Annotated in this window: 14 protein-coding genes and 2 riboswitches; of the genes, 10 read left to right on the top strand and 4 right to left on the bottom strand. The window is 66.1% G+C overall.

Annotated features, from left to right (window positions below):
- Positions 1-24 precede the first annotated feature (24 nt).
- Positions 25-1,266, top strand: coding sequence for a diguanylate cyclase (locus tag ASE30_RS16015; RefSeq protein ID WP_057285898.1), 1,242 nt, complete (start codon positions 25-27; stop codon positions 1,264-1,266).
- Between the two features lie 16 nt (positions 1,267-1,282).
- Here ASE30_RS16015 and ASE30_RS16010 read toward each other — a convergent pair whose 3' ends face one another.
- Positions 1,283-1,801 carry a GNAT family N-acetyltransferase gene (locus tag ASE30_RS16010; RefSeq protein WP_057285279.1) on the bottom strand — a complete coding sequence of 173 codons (519 nt, stop codon included), beginning with the start codon at positions 1,799-1,801 and terminating at the stop codon, positions 1,283-1,285.
- Positions 1,802-1,908: 107 nt separating this feature from the next.
- On the opposite strand from ASE30_RS16010, the gene ASE30_RS16005 reads away from it, so the two are divergent.
- From ASE30_RS16005 to ASE30_RS15965, 9 genes are all read left to right on the top strand, one after another.
- The gene (locus ASE30_RS16005; protein WP_057285278.1) at positions 1,909-2,361 is read left to right on the top strand and encodes a hypothetical protein; all 453 of its coding nucleotides are present in this window, start codon (positions 1,909-1,911) and stop codon (positions 2,359-2,361) included.
- Positions 2,362-2,658: 297 nt separating this feature from the next.
- Positions 2,659-4,920 (top strand): arginine/lysine/ornithine decarboxylase, encoded by a 2,262-nt coding sequence (locus tag ASE30_RS16000; RefSeq protein WP_057285277.1) that lies wholly within the window; start codon positions 2,659-2,661, stop codon positions 4,918-4,920.
- A 23-nt stretch (positions 4,921-4,943) separates the two neighbouring features.
- Positions 4,944-6,146: an NAD(P)/FAD-dependent oxidoreductase gene (locus ASE30_RS15995; RefSeq protein WP_057285276.1), complete on the top strand. Its 1,203-nt coding sequence runs from the start codon at positions 4,944-4,946 to the stop codon at positions 6,144-6,146.
- 159 nt (positions 6,147-6,305) lie between these two features.
- Complete coding sequence (locus ASE30_RS15990; RefSeq protein WP_057285275.1) at positions 6,306-6,920, top strand: superoxide dismutase; 615 nt, start codon at positions 6,306-6,308, stop codon at positions 6,918-6,920.
- A 29-nt stretch (positions 6,921-6,949) separates the two neighbouring features.
- Positions 6,950-7,843, top strand: a complete 894-nt coding sequence (locus tag ASE30_RS15985) for a ZIP family metal transporter (protein WP_057285274.1) — start codon at positions 6,950-6,952, stop codon at positions 7,841-7,843.
- Between the two features lie 60 nt (positions 7,844-7,903).
- Positions 7,904-7,999, top strand: a riboswitch (glycine riboswitch).
- 33 nt (positions 8,000-8,032) lie between these two features.
- A riboswitch (glycine riboswitch) is annotated at positions 8,033-8,155 on the top strand.
- Positions 8,156-8,241: 86 nt separating this feature from the next.
- Positions 8,242-9,342, top strand: coding sequence for a glycine cleavage system aminomethyltransferase GcvT (gcvT, locus tag ASE30_RS15980; protein ID WP_057285273.1), 1,101 nt, complete (start codon positions 8,242-8,244; stop codon positions 9,340-9,342).
- A 99-nt stretch (positions 9,343-9,441) separates the two neighbouring features.
- On the top strand, positions 9,442-9,819 hold the full coding sequence (gene gcvH, locus ASE30_RS15975; protein WP_057285272.1) for a glycine cleavage system protein GcvH: 378 nt from the start codon (positions 9,442-9,444) through the stop codon (positions 9,817-9,819).
- 101 nt (positions 9,820-9,920) lie between these two features.
- Positions 9,921-12,794: an aminomethyl-transferring glycine dehydrogenase gene (gene gcvP / locus ASE30_RS15970; RefSeq protein ID WP_057285271.1), complete on the top strand. Its 2,874-nt coding sequence runs from the start codon at positions 9,921-9,923 to the stop codon at positions 12,792-12,794.
- A 315-nt stretch (positions 12,795-13,109) separates the two neighbouring features.
- On the top strand, positions 13,110-13,610 hold the full coding sequence (locus ASE30_RS15965) for a hypothetical protein (RefSeq protein WP_057285270.1): 501 nt from the start codon (positions 13,110-13,112) through the stop codon (positions 13,608-13,610).
- 150 nt (positions 13,611-13,760) lie between these two features.
- Here ASE30_RS15965 and ASE30_RS15960 read toward each other — a convergent pair whose 3' ends face one another.
- The 3 genes from ASE30_RS15960 to ASE30_RS15950 all read right to left on the bottom strand — a co-directional run bounded on the left by ASE30_RS15960 (position 13,761) and on the right by ASE30_RS15950 (position 18,860).
- Positions 13,761-15,716 carry a DUF945 family protein gene (locus ASE30_RS15960; RefSeq protein ID WP_057285269.1) on the bottom strand — a complete coding sequence of 652 codons (1,956 nt, stop codon included), beginning with the start codon at positions 15,714-15,716 and terminating at the stop codon, positions 13,761-13,763.
- 230 nt (positions 15,717-15,946) lie between these two features.
- The gene (locus tag ASE30_RS15955; protein WP_057285268.1) at positions 15,947-17,422 is read right to left on the bottom strand and encodes a M81 family metallopeptidase; all 1,476 of its coding nucleotides are present in this window, start codon (positions 17,420-17,422) and stop codon (positions 15,947-15,949) included.
- 28 nt (positions 17,423-17,450) lie between these two features.
- Complete coding sequence (locus ASE30_RS15950; RefSeq protein WP_057285267.1) at positions 17,451-18,860, bottom strand: amidase; 1,410 nt, start codon at positions 18,858-18,860, stop codon at positions 17,451-17,453.
- Positions 18,861-18,875 lie beyond the last annotated feature (15 nt).

Here is an 18,875-nt window from a genome sequence, read left to right as displayed (position 1 = left end):
GCAAGCGTGAGCAAGGCCCGATCCGTGCGTTACCCCCATATTCCCTGGCTGCCCCTACTGTTCTATCCCGCGTTGCCAGTGGCCGCCGCGGTGGGACTTCTGTTCTGGCGGGAATGGCCGCCCGCGCTGACCCTGATCGTGCCGTTCGTGCCGTGGGTGATGGCCTTGATCGGCGCGGCGATCTGCCTCATGTACCAGCGTTCGCAGACGATGGCGCTGATGCTGTGCGTGCTGGCGGTCACGGCGGCCTGGCCCACCCTCGCGCGGCAGGCGCCGTGGGCGATGGGCCCCTTGCTGGCCTGGTGGTCACTCGTCTACACGATCAATGCCCTGTGGTCGGAACGTTCCAGCATGTTGATGGACATGGCGGCCCGCATCGGCCTGATGGCCGCCGGCGTGGCGGTGATCGCGCTGGCCGGCAAGGACGGCCTGGGGGATCTGTTCGGCACGCTTGCGCTGCAAGGCATGCTGGCGCGGCTGGGCGTGCCGGTCGAGGCGCTGGTCGCCCTGCTGGCCACCGGCCTGACGCTGACCCTGCTGCTGCTGCGCTATGGGCGTCCGCAGCAAGCGGGGCAATGGCTCGGCTTCGTGTGCATGGCGTGGGCCTTGCCGCGCGCCGCGAGCCATCCCATCGAACTGGCGCTGATGTCCGCCGCATCGCTGACGGCGCTGTGCATCTCGCTGGCGCACGAAGGGTTCCACATGGCGTTCCGCGACGAGCTCACCGGCCTGCCGGGCCGGCGCGCCCTGAACGAGCGGCTGCAGCGCATGGGGCGCGTCTATACGCTTGCGATGGCCGACGTGGACCACTTCAAGGCCTTCAACGATACCCATGGCCACGATGTAGGCGATCAGGTGCTGCGCATGGTGGCGTCGCAGTTGCGGCGCGTGCCGGGCGGCGGCCATGCCTACCGCTACGGTGGCGAGGAGTTCACGCTGGTGTTCCCGGGTAAGACCGCGGCGGAGGCCATGCCGCACCTGGAAACGGTCCGGCGCGCCATCGAGGCCTACCAGATGCGGTTGCGCGACAAACCCGCCCGTCCGAAGGCGGATCAGATCGGCCAGCGCCGCCGCAATAGCCGCGGCAGCCGCGGGTCGAGGCCGCTGCGGGTGACGGTCAGCATCGGCGTGGCGGAACGCGGCGATGCGCTGCGCGCGCCGGACGCTGTGATCAAGGCGGCCGACCAGGCGCTATACAAGGCCAAGGACGGCGGCCGCAACCAGGTGTGCGCGTACGGCGTGCGCCGGCGGGCAGGCGCCGCCTGACGCCGCGCCGGGGCGGCTATTCGCCGGCCAGCGGCAGGCTCATCAGCGCTTCGTCGTAAAGCTTGCCGTTCACGCACAGCGCTTCGGGCTCGTTTCCATACACGTCAAAGCCCAGGCTCGCGTACAGGGCCGCCGCCGGCGCATTGTTGGCGGTGACGCTCAATTGCACCTGACGGATGCCGCGCATGGTCCGCGCGTGCGCGATCGCCGCCTGCATCAGCAGCCGTGCCAGCCCGCGGCCACGCTGGGCCGGCGCCACGTACATGCTCCAGATATGCGCCTTGTGACGCATCTTCAGCATGCGCTGGCGGCCGACGCCCACCATGCCGGCAAGGACGCCATCGGCGAAGGCGCCAAACATGGCGCCATCATTGGCGGGCGAGATCCATGCGTGGATGTCCTCCAATGTCAGCGTGTGTTCCTCTTCGTAACTCGATCCGAACGATTCCGGCGTTTCAACCAGGGCGTCCAGACGTAGCTGCCGCAGGGAGGCAGCGTCGGATGCGATCAAACGTCGGACAAGAACAGAGGTCATTTGACTGTTGGGAATTGGGAACGGTTGGGAGAGTTTGGGCAGTATAGGCGGGTGGCTTGCCTATAATGGGGCTAACGCCGCTTGCGGTTTTCACAAAGGAGCCCACGATGTTTGGTTTCCTCAAGATAAACCAGGACGCTACGCGCGACGAAGTGCAGGAAGAATTCGTGACGCGTGTGGCGGATGCCGCGCAAGATTTTGTGCAGGCCGCCGGGTCCACCGGCGCCGTGCTGGACTACTCGCCGTCCAGCATCCATGCGCTGGATGACGCGCTGGAGGCCGCCCATCTCGGGTCGCTGCCTCTGACCCCCATGCAAACCGTCGGCGCAGCCGCCTACCTTTACGAGGTCGGGCGCCGCGCGCACGGCGGCTTGTACGAAGTCTGCGACGACGAGGACCCCGTGGTCCTGGTCTGCGGCCAGCCGGGGGCGGAAGTCTGTTTTGGCGCCATCGCCAAGGTCGAACGGCGCATCCGCTACGGGGCCGCCGAGGCCATCCCCGCCTACTTCGAACTGTTCACGGCCGCCTTGCAGACCGGCGAAGCCCAGACCATCCGTTAGGCAGGCGCTGCCTCGCCGACGACAGGTTGCCGCCGCCCCGGCGTCCTGAAGACGCCAGCCGGGCCGACGCCGCCCTCCCACGCGCTCGAGCACGCCGGCCCCCGCTTTTGGCGTCAGGACAACGGCCTGGCGGCCTTCTGGGGATTTCCCGTAGGACTGTAAGAAAAACAGCCCTACAATTCCGCAATTCCCGCCTCCCGGCGGGTGCTCGCGCCGTCTGTCATCGGACGGTCTTTACTAGCAGTACCTTCGCGCCGCGATACGCGTCCGATTCGCCTTGCCCCCAGGAGCGCCTGCATGAAATTCCGCTTCCCCATTTTCATCATCGACGAGGACTACCGTTCCGAGAACGCGTCCGGTTTGGGTATCCGAGCCTTGTCAGCCGCGATCGAGGCCGAGGGCGTCGAGGTGATCGGGGTGACCAGTTATGGCGACCTGAGTTCGTTCGCGCAACAGCAAAGCCGCGCCAGCGCCTTCATCCTGTCGATCGACGATGAAGAGTTCGACGTGGATTCGCCCGAGGACGTGGCCAGCGCGATCAAGAACCTGCGCATGTTCATCGGCGAGCTGCGCTTTCGCAACGCCGACATCCCCATCTACCTGTACGGCGAAACCCGCACGTCGGAACACATTCCGAACGACATCCTGCGCGAATTGCACGGCTTCATCCACATGTTCGAGGACACCCCCGAATTCGTGGCGCGCCACATCATCCGCGAAGCACGCAGCTACGTCGACAGCCTGCCGCCGCCGTTCTTTCGCGAACTGGTCAAGTACGCGCAGGACGGTTCGTACTCCTGGCATTGCCCGGGCCACTCGGGCGGCGTGGCATTCCTGAAGAGCCCGGTCGGACGGATGTTCCACCAGTTCTTCGGCGAGAACATGCTGCGCGCCGACGTCTGCAACGCCGTGGACGAACTGGGCCAGTTGCTGGACCACACCGGCCCCATCGCCGAATCCGAACTGAACGCCGCGCGCATCTTCCACGCGGATCACTGCTTCTTCGTGACCAACGGCACCTCGACCTCGAACAAGGTCGTGTGGCATGCCAACGTCGCCGCGGGCGACGTGGTGGTGGTGGACCGCAATTGCCACAAGTCGATCCTGCACGCCATCACGATGACCGGCGCGATCCCGGTGTTCCTGCGTCCCACGCGCAACCACCTGGGCATCATCGGTCCGATCCCGCTGGAAGAATTCCATCCGGACAACATCCGCAAGAAGATCGAAGCCAACCCCTTCGCGCGCGAAGCGGTGAACAAGAATCCACGCATCCTGACGCTGACGCAAAGCACGTACGACGGCGTCATCTACAACGTGGAAATGATCAAGGATCAACTGGGCAGCTATGTCGACACGCTGCACTTCGATGAAGCCTGGCTGCCGCACGCCTCGTTCCACGAGTTCTACCAGGACATGCACGCCATCGGCGTGGACCGTCCGCGCAGCCAGGACGCGATGGTCTTTGCCACGCACTCCACGCACAAGCTGCTGGCAGGCATCTCGCAAGCCTCGCAGATCATCGTGCAGGAGTCCGAGACCCGCAAGCTGGACCGCAACGTGTTCAACGAGGCGTACCTGATGCACACGTCCACGTCCCCGCAGTACGCGATCATCGCGTCGTGCGACGTGGCCGCCGCCATGATGGAGCCGCCGGGCGGTACCGCGCTGGTCGAGGAAAGCATCCGCGAAGCCCTGGACTTTCGCCGCGCCATGCGCAAGGTGGAATCCGAGTTCGGCAAGAACGACTGGTGGTTCAAGGTCTGGGGCCCGAACCGCCTGGTGTCGGAAGGCATCGGCAACCGCGACGAATGGATCCTGGAGTCCAACGACCACTGGCACGGCTTCGGCGAAATGGCCGAAGGTTTCAACATGCTGGATCCGATCAAGGCCACGGTCATCACGCCGGGGCTGGACATGTCGGGCAGCTTTGGCGAAACGGGCATCCCCGCCGCGCTGGTCTCCAAGTACCTGACCGAGCACGGCGTCGTGGTCGAAAAGACCGGCCTGTATTCGTTCTTCATCCTGTTCACCATCGGCATCACCAAGGGCCGCTGGAACACGCTGCTGACCGCCTTGCAGCAGTTCAAGGACGATTACGACCGCAACCAGCCGCTGTGGCGCATCCTGCCGGACTTCTGCCGGGGCCAGCGCCGCTACGAGCGCATGGGCCTGCGCGATCTGTGCCAGGAAATCCACGAGGCCTACCGCGCGCGCGACGTCGCCCGCCTGACCACCGAGATGTATCTCAGCGACATGGTGCCCGCGCTGAAGCCGTCGGACGCGTTTGCGCGCATGGCGCACCGCGAGGTCGAGCGCGTCGACATCGACAAGCTGGAAGGGCGTGTCACCGGCGTGCTGCTGACGCCCTATCCGCCGGGCATTCCCCTGCTGATTCCGGGCGAGCGCTTCAACCGCACCATCGTGCAATACCTGCAGTTCGCGCGCGAGTTCAACGAACGCTTCCCCGGCTTCGAAACCTATATCCACGGCCTGGCCGATGAAATAGGTCCGGACGGCGAAAAGCGCTACTACGTTGATTGCCTGATCGAAGAGTAAGACCCGGCGGGTCTGGAGTCCTGATGTTTGATGTAGCCGTACTCGGCGCCGGCGCCGCTGGCATGATGTGTGCAGCGGTGGCCGGTCAGCGCGGCTTGCGCGTGGTGCTGGTCGACCACGCGGAGCGCCTGGCGGAGAAGATCCGCATTTCCGGCGGAGGCCGCTGCAACTTCACGAACATCGGCGCCGGACCCGCCAATTTTCTTTCCGATAATCCGCATTTCTGCCGGTCGGCCCTGTCGGCCTATACGCCGCAGGACTTTCTGGCGCTGATGAAGCGCCACCGCATCGCCTGGCACGAGAAGCACCGCGGACAGCTTTTCTGCGACGATTCCAGCGAATCCATCATCGACATGCTGCGCGCCGAGTGCGACGCCGGCAATGTGCAGTGGCGCATGGGCTGTTCGGTGGCCGAGATCGCCCACGGCGAGCAGGGTTTCGAGCTGCGCACCGGCCAGGGCGCGATCCGCGCCGCCAAGCTGGTGGTGGCGACCGGCGGCATGGCGATTCCGCAACTGGGCGCGACCGACTTCGGCTTGAAGATCGCGCGCCAGTTCGGCCTCAAGGTGGTGGAACCGCGGCCCGCGCTGGTGCCGCTGACGTTCGATCCCGCGCAATGGCAGGCATTGTCCGAGTTGTCGGGCGTGGCGCTGGAAGTGAACCTGCACACGGGCCAGGGCAAGACGCGCGGCGAATTCCTTGAAGACCTGCTGTTCACGCACCGGGGCCTGTCCGGTCCCGGGATCCTGCAGATATCCAGTTTCTGGAAGCCCGGCGAACCGATCGTGATCGACCTGGCGCCCGGCCGCGACCTGGCGCAGGAGCTGCTGGCGTCCAAGTCCGGCAACCGGCAGCAGTTGCACACGGTGCTGGCCGGACTGTGGCCCAAGCGCCTGGCGGACCGCTGGCTGCACCTGGCGGAGCAGGGTGGCAAGCCCGGCCTGGCGGCGCTGCGCCTGGCGGATGCGCCGGACAAGACCCTGCGCGCGCTGGCGCAGGACATCCATCAATGGACGCTCGTGCCCAGCGGCACGGCGGGCTACAAGAAAGCCGAAGTGATGCGTGGCGGGGTGGATACGCGGGGCCTGGACCAGAAGTCCATGCAGGCCAAGTCAACCCCCGGCCTTTACTTCATCGGCGAGGCCGTCGACGTCACGGGCTGGCTGGGCGGCTACAACTTCCAATGGGCCTGGGCCTCCGGCGTGGCGTGCGGCCAGGCATTGTAGGCGGCGGCGCCTGAGGCGCGGCCGCCGGAGGCGATCCGGGCGGCCGTGGACCGGCAACGGCAATCCGCCATTGTTATATTAAATAAAAATACATATCATTTATGTTTTTGATCTTGATCATTGCCCTCAACCCGGGGGACGGATCCGACGGAGACATGCATGGCTTACACCCTTCCGACCCTGCCGTACGCCTATGACGCGCTGGAGCCTCACATCGATGCGATGACGATGGAGATCCACTACAGCAAGCATCACCAGACCTACGTCACCAGCCTGAACGCCGCGCTGGAAGGCGCGGGCATCGTCACGGACGAATCCGTCGAAGCCCTCGTCGCGCGCCTGGACCAGTTGCCCGAAGCCATTCGAGGCGCCGTGCGCAATCATGGCGGCGGCCATGCCAACCACAGCCTGTTCTGGTCCGTCATGTCGCCCGAAGGCGGCGGAGCGCCGGATGGCGCGCTGGCTGCGGCCATCGAATCGGAGCTGGGCGGGCTGGCCGCCTTTCGCGAGGCCTTCACCAAGGCGGCCCTGACCCGCTTCGGCAGCGGCTGGGCCTGGCTGAGCGTGACGCCCGCCGGCAAACTGGTGGTGGAGAGCAGCGCCAACCAGGACAGCCCGCTGATGCAGGGCAATACGCCGATCCTGGGCCTGGATGTCTGGGAACACGCCTATTATCTGAAGTACCAGAACCGCCGGCCGGAATATATCGGCGCTTTCTACAATGTGGTGAACTGGCCCGAAGTGGCCCGCCGCTACGCGGCAGCCAAGGGTTAAGCGCATTTCTTGAAGGAGTGCCGCGGCAAATGAATACCTTCAGCCGTCATCGCGTGCGGCCCGCGGCCACCAGCATCAGCGTCTGGACGCTGGCCGTCATGGTGGCCTGCCTGGCCCTGCATCAGCTCTGGGCCTATCTGGACGTGCGCGCGCCGCACGTGGCCGATGCGCTGCTGGGCGGCCTGGTCGCGGCCGGCGCGACCGCGCTGGGCACCGTGCCGATCCTCTTCGCCCGCACCATCCCCCAGAAAGTGCAGGACAGCATGTTCGGTTTCGGGGCCGGGGTGATGCTGGCGGCCAGCGCCTTTTCGCTGGTGGCGCCCGGCATCGCCGCGGGCAAGGAACTGGGCTACGGCCCCTGGGGCGCCGGCCTGACGGTCGCGGCCGCCGTGCTGTTGGGCGCGGCGGTCCTGCTGATCATCGACCGCACGCTGCCGCACGAGCACTTCATCAAGGGCAGGGAAGGCATGGAGGCGCACCGGCTGCGCCGCACCTGGCTGTTCGTCTTCGCGATCACGCTGCATAACCTGCCCGAGGGCCTGGCGATCGGCGTGGGCTACGCCGGCGGCGACCCCGTGCGCGGCACCGCGCTGGCGACCGGCATCGCCATCCAGGATATTCCCGAAGGCCTGGTGGTGGCGGTGGCCCTGTTGGCTGCCGGTTACAAGCGGACCTTCGCGGTGGCGCTGGGCATGCTGTCCGGACTGGTTGAACCCCTGGGCGCGGTGCTCGGAGCCGCCATCGCCGGCTGGTCGGCGCCGCTATTGCCTTGGGGCCTGGGTTTCGCGGCGGGGGCGATGCTGTTCGTCATCAGCCACGAAATCATTCCCGAATCGCATCGCAAGGGGCATGAGGTCTATGCCACCTGCGGGCTGATGCTGGGCTTTGTGCTGATGATGCTGCTGGACACGGCGCTGGGCTAGGGGGCGGGCTGCTTTCGCCTTTTCGGCGCACGGCTTTCGTTGTATGCTTTCGGCGCTGTCACGCATGTTGCGGGAGAGAGCGGCCTGTACCTCCGGCCGCCGCCGAAGGCGCAATTCGCCCAGAATCGCTCAGGCATCCGATACCGCACATGCTTGCCCCGTCCCGGTTTTTACCGCGCGGACGCGGCAAAACAGCACTCTGGAGAGACCTGGCGCCGCCCCTGAACTAGGGACATAGCGAGCAGCCCAGGCGCCGAAGGTGCAAACCCGCCACGCGGGGCAACTCTCAGGCAAAAGGACAGAGGGGCGGAAGATTCAGCCGTTGTGCGGGCGCAGTCCGCTTGTCGCCAACGGCATTCCGTAACCCTGGCATCGCTGCCGCCCCGGAGTTCCCCCGCATGTCCGCAACCCTCAAACGCACCCCGCTGGCCGAAGAACACATCGCCGCCGGCGCCCGAATGGTCGACTTCGGGGGCTGGGACATGCCCTTGGCCTATGGCTCGCAGCTCGAAGAGCACCATGCCGTGCGTCAGGACGCCGGCATGTTCGACGTTTCGCACATGCTGAACGTGGACGTGACGGGCCCGGACGCCTTCGCGTTCCTGCAGCGCCTGGTCGCCAACGACGTGTCCAAGCTGACGGTGCCGGGCAAGGCGCTGTATAGCTGCATGCTGAATCCGCAGGGCGGCGTCATCGACGATCTGATCATCTATTACTTCGCGGCCGACGAATGGCGCGTGGTGGTCAATGCCGGCACGGCCGACAAGGACGTCGCCTGGATGCAGCGCGTGAAGCAGGCCGGCGCGTTCGACGTGGCCATCGCGCCGCGCCGCGACCTCGCCATGGTGGCCGTGCAAGGCCCCAATGCCCGCGCCAAGCTGTGGGCCGCGCGTCCCGCCTGGCAGGCCGCCACCGAACCGCTGACCCCTTTCGTCGCCGCCCGAGTGGACGGCGACACGCTGGTCGCCCGCACCGGCTACACGGGTGAAGACGGTTTTGAAATCGTGCTGCCCGCCGCCGACGTGGTGCAGCTATGGCGCGATCTGGCCGCGCAAGGCGTGCGCCCGGCGGGCCTGGGCGCGCGCGACACGCTGCGCCTGGAAGCCGGCATGAACCTATATGGCCAGGACATGGACGAGCTGACCCAGCCCAACGAAGCCGGGCTGACCTGGACGGTGTCGCTCAAGAACGCCGACCGCCGCTTCATCGGCCGCGACGCACTGGAGCAATTCGCCACGCCCGCCGCCTTCATCGGCCTGAAGCTGCAGGAACGGGGCGTCATGCGCGCCCACATGGCGGTGCGCACGGCGCAAGGCATGGGCGAGCTCACCAGCGGCACCATGTCGCCCACGCTGGGCGTGTCCATCGGCTTTGCCCGCCTGCCGCTGGACGTGCGCCCGGGCGACACGGTCGAGGTCGATATCCGCGGCAAGTGGGTGCCCGCCGTGGCCTGCAAACTGCCTTTCGTCCGTAACGGCAAAGCCGTCGAACACTCGTAAACTCGAAGCTTCGCGCGAGCGCCGGCCCGGCCAGGGCGGCGGCCGCCCGCGCGAGGCGCGCAACACCGTTCATCTACCCGCATTCCCTCAGGAGTTCCCATGAGTCTGCCCACCGATCGCAAGTACACCCAGTCCCACGAATGGGTCAAAGCCGAAGGCGACGTGTTCGTCGTCGGCATCACCGATACCGCCCAGGATCAATTGGGCGATCTGGTTTTCGTTGGCGACGTAAAGGTCGGCGCCAAGCTGAACGCGGGTGAAACCGCCGGCGTGGTGGAATCCGTCAAGGCCGCCTCGGACATCTATGCCCCCGTCGCCGGCGAGATCGTCGCCTTCAACGAAGAGCTGGAAAGCAATCCCAACCTGATCAACGAATCGGCCTTCACCGCCTGGATCTTCAAGATCAAGCCGGTCAACGCCGCCGACGCCGACAAGCTGCTGGACGCCGCCGGCTACGAAGCCGTCGCCAACGGCTAAGCCGGTCCGGGGCGGGCGCGGGGCCGATCAGGCGCCGCGCCCGCCACGCTGGCTGCAATACCGTCCGTCCCACGACGACACCCGCTACCCGAGATCTCCCCATGTCGCGCGCCCTAGACACCCATACCGACTTCATCCCCCGCCACATCGGCCCCTCCGACGCCGACCAGGCTGCCATGCTCGCCGTCATCGGCAGCCCCAGCCTGGACGCCCTGATCGAAGAAGTCGTGCCTCCCAAGATCCGCAGCCAGGAACCGCTGGCGCTGCCGCCGTCGCGCAGCGAAGCCGACGTGCTGGCCGAACTGAAGCAGGTCGCGGGCCGCAACAAGGTCTACCGCAACTACATCGGGCAGGGGTACTACGGCACGCAGACGCCCAACGTGGTGTTGCGCAACATTCTTGAGAATCCCGCCTGGTACACGGCCTACACGCCTTACCAGCCCGAGATCTCGCAGGGCCGCCTTGAAGCCCTGCTGAACTACCAGACCATGGTCGCCGACCTGACCGGGCTGGACATCTCCAACGCCTCGCTGCTGGACGAAAGCACCGCCGCCGCCGAAGCCATGACGCTGGCCCGCCGCGGCGCCAAGTCGCAAAGCCCGGTGTTCTTCATCTCGCGTCACGTGCATCCCCAGACCATCGAAGTCGTGCGCACGCGCGCCGAAGGTCTGGACATCGAGATCCGCGTGGGCGACGAAGCCGAAGGCCTGCCCGAGTGCTTCGGCGTGCTGCTGCAGTATCCGCACAGCACGGGTTCCGTTTCCGACTACCGCAAGCTGGCCGAGGCCGCCCACGCGCAGGGCGCCGTGGTCGCTTGCGCCACCGACCTGCTGGCGCTGGCCCTGCTGGCCGCCCCGGGCGAATGGGGCGCGGACATCGCCATCGGTTCGGCCCAGCGCTTCGGCGTGCCGTTCGGCTTTGGCGGCCCGCATGCCGGCTTCATGGCCTGCAAGGATTCGTTCAAGCGCAACATGGCCGGCCGCCTGGTCGGCGTGTCCAAGGATGCGCAGGGCAACCCGGCGATGCGCCTGGCGCTGCAGACCCGCGAACAGCATATCCGCCGCGAGAAGGCCACCTCCAACATCTGCACCGCGCAGGTGCTGCTGGCCGTGATGGCCGGCATGTACGCGGTGTGGCACGGCCCCGCCGGCATCCGCCGCATCGCCGAGCGCGTGCAGCGCAGCACCGCCATCCTGCGCGCCGAACTGATCAAGCTGGGCGTCAAGGTCGTCAACGACACCTTCTTCGACACCCTGCTGCTCGAAACCGGCGCCGCCACCCCGGCCGTCCTGACCGCCGCCGACTGCGCCCGCGTCAATCTGCGCCGCGTCGACGGCGCCCGCCTGGCGGTCTCGCTGGACGAGACCGTCACCGTGGGCGATCTGCAGGCGCTGGTCAACGTCTTCGCTTCCGCCCTGGAGCGCGATGACGTCGAGCTCGACATCGACGCGCTGGATGCGGCCGCCGCCGGCGGTATCCCCGCCACGGTCGCGCGCGAGAGCGCGATCCTGTCGCATTCGGTGTTCTCCAGCGTGCAATCCGAAACCGACATGCTGCGCTATCTGCGCAAGCTGGCCGACAAGGACCTGGCGCTGGACCGCACGATGATCCCGCTGGGCTCGTGCACCATGAAGTTGAACGCCACGGCCGAGATGATTCCCATCACCTGGCCCGAATTCGCACTGATCCATCCGTTCGCGCCCGCCTCGCAAAGCCAGGGCTATAGCGAACTGATCGACCGCCTGTCGGCCGCGCTGTGCGAAATCACCGGCTACGACAACATCAGCCTGCAGCCCAACTCCGGCGCGCAAGGCGAATACGCGGGCCTTCTGGCCATCCGAGGCTATCACCAGGCCAACGGCCAGCACCAGCGCAACATCTGCCTGATCCCGTCGTCGGCGCACGGCACCAACCCTGCTTCGGCCCAACTGGCCGGCATGGACGTGGTGGTGGTGGCTTCCGACGCCAACGGCAACGTGGACCTGGCCGACCTGCGCGTCAAGATCGAACAGGTCGGCGACAAGCTGGCCGCGCTGATGATCACGTACCCGTCCACCCATGGCGTGTTCGAAGAAGCCGTGACCGAAATCTGCGATCTGGTCCACCAGGCCGGCGGCCAGGTCTACCTGGATGGCGCCAACATGAACGCGATGGTCGGCGTGGCCAAGCCCGGCAAGTTCGGCTCGGACGTGTCCCACCTGAACCTGCACAAGACCTTCTGCATCCCGCACGGCGGTGGCGGCCCCGGCGTGGGCCCCGTGGCGGTGCGCGCGCATCTGGCGCCCTACCTGCCTGGCGTGGTGAACGAACAGGGCAAGCTGCCGGGCGACGCCCGCGTCGGCCCGGTCTCGGCCGCGCCGTTCGGCTCCGCCGGCATCCTGCCGATCCCGTTCGTGTACATCGAGCTGATGGGCGCCGACGGCCTGCGCCGCGCGACCGAAGTGGCCATCCTGAACGCCAACTACATCGCCACCCGCCTGCGCGATCACTATCCGATCCTGTACGCCGGCCATAACGGCCGCGTGGCGCACGAGTGCATCCTGGACGTCCGTCCGCTCAAGGAAACCAGCGGCATCAGCGCCGAAGACATCGCCAAGCGCCTGATGGACTACGGTTTCCATGCGCCGACCATGAGCTTCCCGGTCGCGGGCACGCTGATGGTCGAGCCGACCGAGTCCGAAGGCGTGGCCGAGCTGGATCGCTTCATCGACGCGATGATCTCGATCCGCGAGGAAATCGCCCAGGTCGAACGCGGCGAACGCGACCGCGAAGACAACGTCCTGAAGAACGCCCCGCACACCGCGCAGATGCTGCTGGCCGAAGAATGGCTGCACGACTACCCGCGCCAGCAGGCCGCCTACCCGGTGGCTTCCCTGCGCGATGCCAAGTACTGGCCGCCGGTTGCCCGCGTGGACAACGCCTACGGCGACCGCAACCTGGTTTGCGCGTGCCTGCCGGTGGAAGCCTACGCGTAAGGTCTCTTCGTCAATCAGGGCCTGCATCGGGCGGGCTGAGAGGGTGATCCACCTTTCTCAGTCCGCCCGATGCCATTTCCGGTTCAGGTATTCCGTTTGGCTATAGCGCTGTTCAGCAAAAGAATTATCGAAAGCGGTGAATGCTCAATAGACTCCTCCGCGACTATCTGGGTGCCTCCTGCGCGCAACGCTCGGTGAGATTCGCGCTGGGACCTAGTTCGACATTCAAGCTGAAACAGGAGACAGGGATGGTCCGCGGGCGTGGCGGGGCATTGATCTGTCCTCGAATCGCCGCGGCCAATCCAGGAAATGCCGATGGATCAACAGACCAACTACCAACGTTACCTGAAAGACGGGGCCGAAAGCGCATACCGCCTGTCGTGGACCGCATACGCCCGGCCTGCCGTCGTGGTGCTGTGCTTCTGGATGCTGGCACTGTCGATCCACGAAACAAACCGATGGGCTGGCATGGGCATATTCCTGTTCTTCTTGCTTGTGTTGGTCGGCAGCTTCATCGCAAAGCGCGCGGTACGGCTTTACCTCAATGATCACGGCATCTGGATCAGTAGCGGGATCCTCCCCTGGACCAAAGGCATCACCGGCGTCCAATGGCGGGATGTGGATGGGGCGGGCTACTTCCAGGGGTTTCTTGCCTGGACCTGCAATTCGTATTGCGTCCGGGTCGGCCACCGGTTCGCCAAGAGCAGCGAGATCGTGCTCAGGTCCGTGGCCAACGGGCGCAAGTTCGTAGAGGAAGTCAATCGGCGCCTGCTCGAACGCCAGCACGCGCAGCCTGCCGACCGGACCGGCACGTAGTGGATCGATGAAGGGCTTGTGGCGTCATGCCCGCATGGGCGGTCCGCGTGCCGCGCAACAAAATGGCGAGGATGGCCGGGGCCATCCTCGCCAGAGGAACACGCGGGCAGGGGCTGAGTCGAGCTCTCGCCGCCTGCGGGACGGATCGTCTTACTTGGCGGGCGCGCCTTTGCTGGCGGTGCCGAAGTCTTCCGCGATGCTCAGGAACGTATTGAGCAGGATCTGCAGGTTGTCCTTGCCAATCCCGCCTTCCGCGTTCATGTCCATCTGCAGCACGGCCTGGTTCTTGTCATCCAGATAGGCTCGGGTCCAGCGGTATTCCTGGTTCCAGGCATTGATGGTCTTCAGCGGCATCGGCTTCTTGGTGCTGTAGGTGGCGGTCATCACCAGGTCCAGGCACTTTTCAGTGAAGTCGTTGCACAGGAATTCCAGGCGCAGATCGCTGGCGCCAGTGCTGCCCGCGCTCAGGACCAGAACAGGGCCTTCGTCGCCGTCGGTCTTGTTGGCGGTGTAGCCCATCTCTTCGAGCATGGTGGCCACCGACTCCAGATTGAAGTCTTCCATGACGCCTACTGCGGGGGCGGGGGCCGGCTCTTCCTCGGCATCCATGCCGATGCCGGGCATGTCGTCATCGTCGCCCATCGAGTCCATGCCGGCCGCGCCCAGCAGGCCGCCGAACAGTTCGTCCGCGGAAATCTTCTGGCCGTTCAAGTCGCCCATGCCATCGGCGAAGGTGAACTTGCCGATGATGTTGTCGCCGTCGTTCTTGCCGACGTTGAACATTTCGGCCATGCCGGACATCTGGCGCACATGCTCGTCGGCTTCGGTGCCCGCCTTATCGGCGGTCAGGCCTTCCTTCTTGATGGCGTACTGCACCATCATGTCGCGGACCATGGGCTTGGAGATCACCAGCGAGGCGTCGATCTTCTTGATGGCCTGGACAGCGATTTCCTGGGGCGTCAGTTCCTTGGCGTTGGGCGGATTGGCCAGGTCCAGCGTGAAGGTCAGCTTGCTTTCGCCCTTGGCCGTCTTCCAGCTCAGGGGATCGATGCTGAACGACGGATTGCCGGCCAGCACCTTGCCGGCGTTGTCCAGCAGCACCTGGAACTGTTCGTCCTTCAGGCCTTCGTCGGACGCGCCCAGCATGAACTGGCGCATGATCTGGTTGTAGGTGTCGGAGAACTGCTTGACGGCCTGACCGTCCATCCTGGCCACCTTGAGCGTGGCCTGGCCGCTGCCCAGCACCACGTCGTTCACGGTAAGGTCGCCGGTCTGGTAGGTCGCCTGCGCATTGATCGACTTGTCGTCTTCGGACAGTTTTACGCCATAGGCGAAGTTGTCCAGCGTAACCTTGAGCTTGTCGAGCGGGCGCACGACGTCGATGCGCTTGATCTTCAGATCCGAATCGCCCATGGAAATGCCGAACTTGCCCATGCGGCTGTCGAGGCCAATCGTCATGCCGGCCAGCGTAAGGGTGACGGGATCGTTGCCCTTGCTGGCGTCCACCAACAGTTCGTTCATCACGCCCTGCGCGGTGACGGCCTGCGTGTCGCGGTCGAACGTGCCGTCGATCTGCATGCCGCTGAAGTTCACCGTCGTGCCGTCGTGCGTGACGACGACCGGCGCGATTTTGGCCGTCGACGAGGAGGCGCCGCCGTAGCTGATGATGGCGTCGCTGACCAGGGGGGAAACGTCCTTGGTCAGTTCGAATACCGGCTTGACGTTGTCGGTCTTGGCCAGTTCCGCATGGACGAACGCCAGCTTGGGAGCGATGGCGCCGCGCGCCAAAGCGCTCTTGGGAAAGGGGCCGTGCTCGACGTTGGCGTCGAATTCGATCATGCCGGTGGGCATGTCATCCAGGCTTTTGTCGTTCTTGACGAGCGACACGCCATAGCGCGCCTGGGTCGAGAACAGGGTGCGCTCGTACTTCAACTGATCGATGCGCAGGCCGAACAGCGGCGTGAGCTTGGCCAGCTTTTCATTGGCCTCGGCCAGATGGCGCTGCGAGCTTTCCTCGATGCGTTTGCCGGTGTACCACGTGGCGCCTACCCAGCTTCCCGCTCCCACTATGACCACACCCAGGGTGATCGCTACGCTCTTTTTCATCGTCTGCTTCTGTGTTGATTATCGAGTCATATCCGATGGTCGAGGCCGCATTCGCCGCCGCGCCCGGCTGCCCACGGGCAAGCCGTCCGGAATACACGTATTCATCGGCCTGTAAGGCCCGCGGCAGTATACCGAGACAGGTGTCTCCCCGGAAACGCGTCAGTTACCGAAGATTTCAAAATGAAAGCCGGCGCTGTCGCGCCGGCCTTTTTGTCGACAATTCGGTGGATTTACAGCGGATCCAGGGGGTAAATGGGGCGCCGCACGTTTTTGAATTCGAGCTGGCCGTAGTCCGACGTGGTGACACCCACGCCGGTGCATTCGATGATTTCGGTGGCCATGCCGGAAAAGCCCGCGCGCCAATGCACCCGGCTTTTCAGCACCACATACCGCTTTTGCTGCGGATCGATGCCGGCCGACAGCAGGCAATTGATATCGAAGGGTTCCTGGTGACGGGACACCACCACGATCTCCACCCGGCCGGTGTCGATGACGACGGTCAGGCCGGTGTCATTGCGCACGCCGCGGTACATGGGGCCCCGGTTCAGGTAGACGCCGTCGAACACCAGCTTGACGCGGCCGGTGATTTCCAGCGGTTCGCTGGGCTCCTTGATGGCTGGCATGGGCAGCTTGCCGCCCAGTTTCAGCGTGATGGTGCTGCCCACGCCGGAACCCGCCGCCTCCAGCGCCGCCTGCGGGTCGCAGATGGCATAGAAGACCACATTGTCGAGTTCCTGGCGCAGCACTTCGGCCAGGACCGCGGTGGTGTCCATGGTGCCGCCGGAGCCCGTGTTGTCGAAGTGGTCCAGCAGCACGACGGGGCCCTGTTCGATGGCCTTGGCGCGCGCGATGGTGGGCGCCAGCGGTTCGGGATGGAACACCCAGTCGGCGCGGCCTGTCCAGGCGCGTTCCAGCAATTCGTCGCGGTATTGTTCGGCGCCGGCCAGGTTGCCGTCCGTACAGACCACGGCGCTCAGGCCCGCCTCGCGGATGTCCGCGTGCGGAAAGCCCACGAAGACGGACGCGGCCAGCACGCCGTTGGCTTCCAGTTCCTTGCAGCGCTCCTGCAGGGGCTGGTTCGGGGCGGCATGCGTGCCCTGGCACATGATGTGCGGCAGCATGGGCTTGTTGGCCCAGGCCATCACCGGCTTGATCTCGCCCTTCAGGGCGCGGACGATGACGTTGGCGGCGCGCACGCCCGACTCGCGGATGTCGACGTGCGGATAGGTGTGGAAGCCGCTGATGACCGTGGCGTTCCGGACAATGTCGTCGTAGATGTTGGCGTGCATGTCCAGCGTCACGGCCACCGGCGTGGTCGGATCGATCTCGCGCAGTCGGCGCAGCAGGTCGCCTTCTGCGTCCTCGACGCCCTCGGCGACCATCGCGCCGTGCAGGTCCAGCAGGATGGCGTCGAAGCCGCCGCGCTTGACCTCGTCCAGGATCAGCCCGCACAGCCGTTCGTGGGTCTGGGCGCTGGCGGGCCCGCTGGGCCAGGACTCGGCCGCCACCGGCACGACCATCTGGGCGCCCTCGCGGCGCGCCACTTCGATGTAGCCGCCCAGGCCGCTGTCGGTGTTTTCATAGGCCTTGATGGCGCGGTCGCCAGCCAGGATCTCGGGACTGCCGCGGAAGAATCGTTCAAGCGGGGTCGGCACGGGCGAAAACGTGTTCGTTTCGTGCTTGATCATTGCCAAAAGCCAACGCATGGGAATTCCTGTGGGTTGCCGTGGAAAGTCAGTTCGGTTTGGAGGGCTGGGGCCAGGGCCGCTGCGCCGGACGCATCCGTTCCCAGGCGCGGGCCACGCGCAGGACGCCGAGGTCGTCGAAGCGCGCACCGGCGATCTGCAGCCCGATGGGCAGGCCGGCCTTGGTGTAGCCGCAATTGACCGACGCGGCGGGCTGCTCGCTCATGTTGAAGGGCAGCGTGAAGCCGATGTGGTGCATCGTGGTCGCGACCTCGTTGGTGGGCGACGGCCATTCCGCGTTGTAGGCCACGACGGGCGCCACGGGCGACAGCACGTAGTCGTAGGGGGCGCAGGCCGCCACGGTCCGGGCGCGCACGTTCAGCGTCTCGTAGTAGCTGCGGAACACGGCGTCGCCGGATTGGCCGCCGCCGCTTTCGGCCCAGGCGCGGATGAAGGGCAGGATCTTCGCGCGGCGCGATTCGGGCAGCGCGCCCAGGTCGATCGCCGAACGGGTGCGCCAGAAGCGGTCTACGCCGTCGAGCATGGCCGGCGTCATCCAGGGCTGCATGGGCGTGACGATGGCGCCCGCGGCCTCGAAGGCGCGCGCGGCGGCTTCGACGGCGTCGCGGGTCTCGGGATCCAGTGGCAGTCCGCAGCCGGCGTCCATCAGCAGGCCGATGCGCAGGCCGCGCACGTCCTGTTCCAGGTTCAGCCAGTCGAAGTCCTGGAACGGCAGGCTCATGTGGTCCCGTGCATCGGGCTGCGACAGCACGCCCATCATGAGCGCCGCGTCGGCGACGGTGCGCGTCATGGGGCCGGCGCATCGGCCCATGAACGGCGGGTCGATGGGAATGCGGCCCAGGCTGGGCTTGAGCGTGGCGATGCCGCACCAGGCCGCCGGCAGGCGAACCGAGCCGCCGATGTCGGTGCCGATGTGCAGCGGGCCATAGCCGGCCGCCGCCGCCGCGCCCGCGCCTGCGCTGGAACCGCCGGGATTCTTGGACAGGTCCCAGGGGTTGCGCGTCAGCGCATGGAAGCTGGACAGCCCCGACGACAGCATGCCGTAGTCGGGCATGGTGGTCTTGCCAAGCAAAACGGCGCCGGCCTCGCGCATGCGCGCGGCCGGTGGGGCGTCGGCCGCCGCGGGCGTAAGGTCCGTCGCGGCCGTTCCCAGCGGAATCGGCACGCCGCGCGTGGCGATGTTCTCTTTGATGGTGGCGGGCACGCCGTCCAGCGTATAGCCGCCGCAGGATTGCGGCTCGCCTTTCATCCAGCGGGCCTCGGAGGCGCGGGCCATGGCCAGCGCGCCTTCCGGGTCCAGCGCGTAGGTGGCATGCAGTTGCGGTTCCCAGCGCTCGATATGGTCCAGCACCGAGCGCGTGGCTTCGACGGGCGAGAGGGTCTTGCTGCGATACGCCTGCAGGAGTTCCTGCGCGGACAGTTCATGCGGTTGTGGCATCTCGGTTCCTGTGTG

Source organism: Achromobacter sp. Root83, from assembly GCF_001428845.1.
GTDB lineage: Bacteria > Pseudomonadota > Gammaproteobacteria > Burkholderiales > Burkholderiaceae_B > Achromobacter.
The sequence above is the reverse complement of the archived record's forward strand: the minus strand, read 5'-3'. Positions and strand labels throughout refer to the sequence as shown.

What these genes read in the sequence shown, in the direction of transcription:
- ASE30_RS15965 (WP_057285270.1), top strand. Translation starts at nt 13,110, where the DNA reads ATGGATCAACAGACCAACTACCAACGTTACCTGAAAGACGGGGCCGAA.
- gcvH (WP_057285272.1), top strand. Translation starts at nt 9,442, where the DNA reads ATGAGTCTGCCCACCGATCGCAAGTACACCCAGTCCCACGAATGGGTC.
- gcvT (WP_057285273.1), top strand. Translation starts at nt 8,242, where the DNA reads ATGTCCGCAACCCTCAAACGCACCCCGCTGGCCGAAGAACACATCGCC.
- gcvP (WP_057285271.1), top strand. Translation starts at nt 9,921, where the DNA reads ATGTCGCGCGCCCTAGACACCCATACCGACTTCATCCCCCGCCACATC.
- ASE30_RS15995 (WP_057285276.1), top strand. Translation starts at nt 4,944, where the DNA reads ATGTTTGATGTAGCCGTACTCGGCGCCGGCGCCGCTGGCATGATGTGT.
- ASE30_RS16000 (WP_057285277.1), top strand. Translation starts at nt 2,659, where the DNA reads ATGAAATTCCGCTTCCCCATTTTCATCATCGACGAGGACTACCGTTCC.
- ASE30_RS16010 (WP_057285279.1), bottom strand. Translation starts at nt 1,801, where the DNA reads ATGACCTCTGTTCTTGTCCGACGTTTGATCGCATCCGACGCTGCCTCC.
- ASE30_RS15950 (WP_057285267.1), bottom strand. Translation starts at nt 18,860, where the DNA reads ATGCCACAACCGCATGAACTGTCCGCGCAGGAACTCCTGCAGGCGTAT.
- ASE30_RS15990 (WP_057285275.1), top strand. Translation starts at nt 6,306, where the DNA reads ATGGCTTACACCCTTCCGACCCTGCCGTACGCCTATGACGCGCTGGAG.
- ASE30_RS15955 (WP_057285268.1), bottom strand. Translation starts at nt 17,422, where the DNA reads ATGCGTTGGCTTTTGGCAATGATCAAGCACGAAACGAACACGTTTTCG.
- ASE30_RS15985 (WP_057285274.1), top strand. Translation starts at nt 6,950, where the DNA reads ATGAATACCTTCAGCCGTCATCGCGTGCGGCCCGCGGCCACCAGCATC.
- ASE30_RS16005 (WP_057285278.1), top strand. Translation starts at nt 1,909, where the DNA reads ATGTTTGGTTTCCTCAAGATAAACCAGGACGCTACGCGCGACGAAGTG.
- ASE30_RS15960 (WP_057285269.1), bottom strand. Translation starts at nt 15,716, where the DNA reads ATGAAAAAGAGCGTAGCGATCACCCTGGGTGTGGTCATAGTGGGAGCG.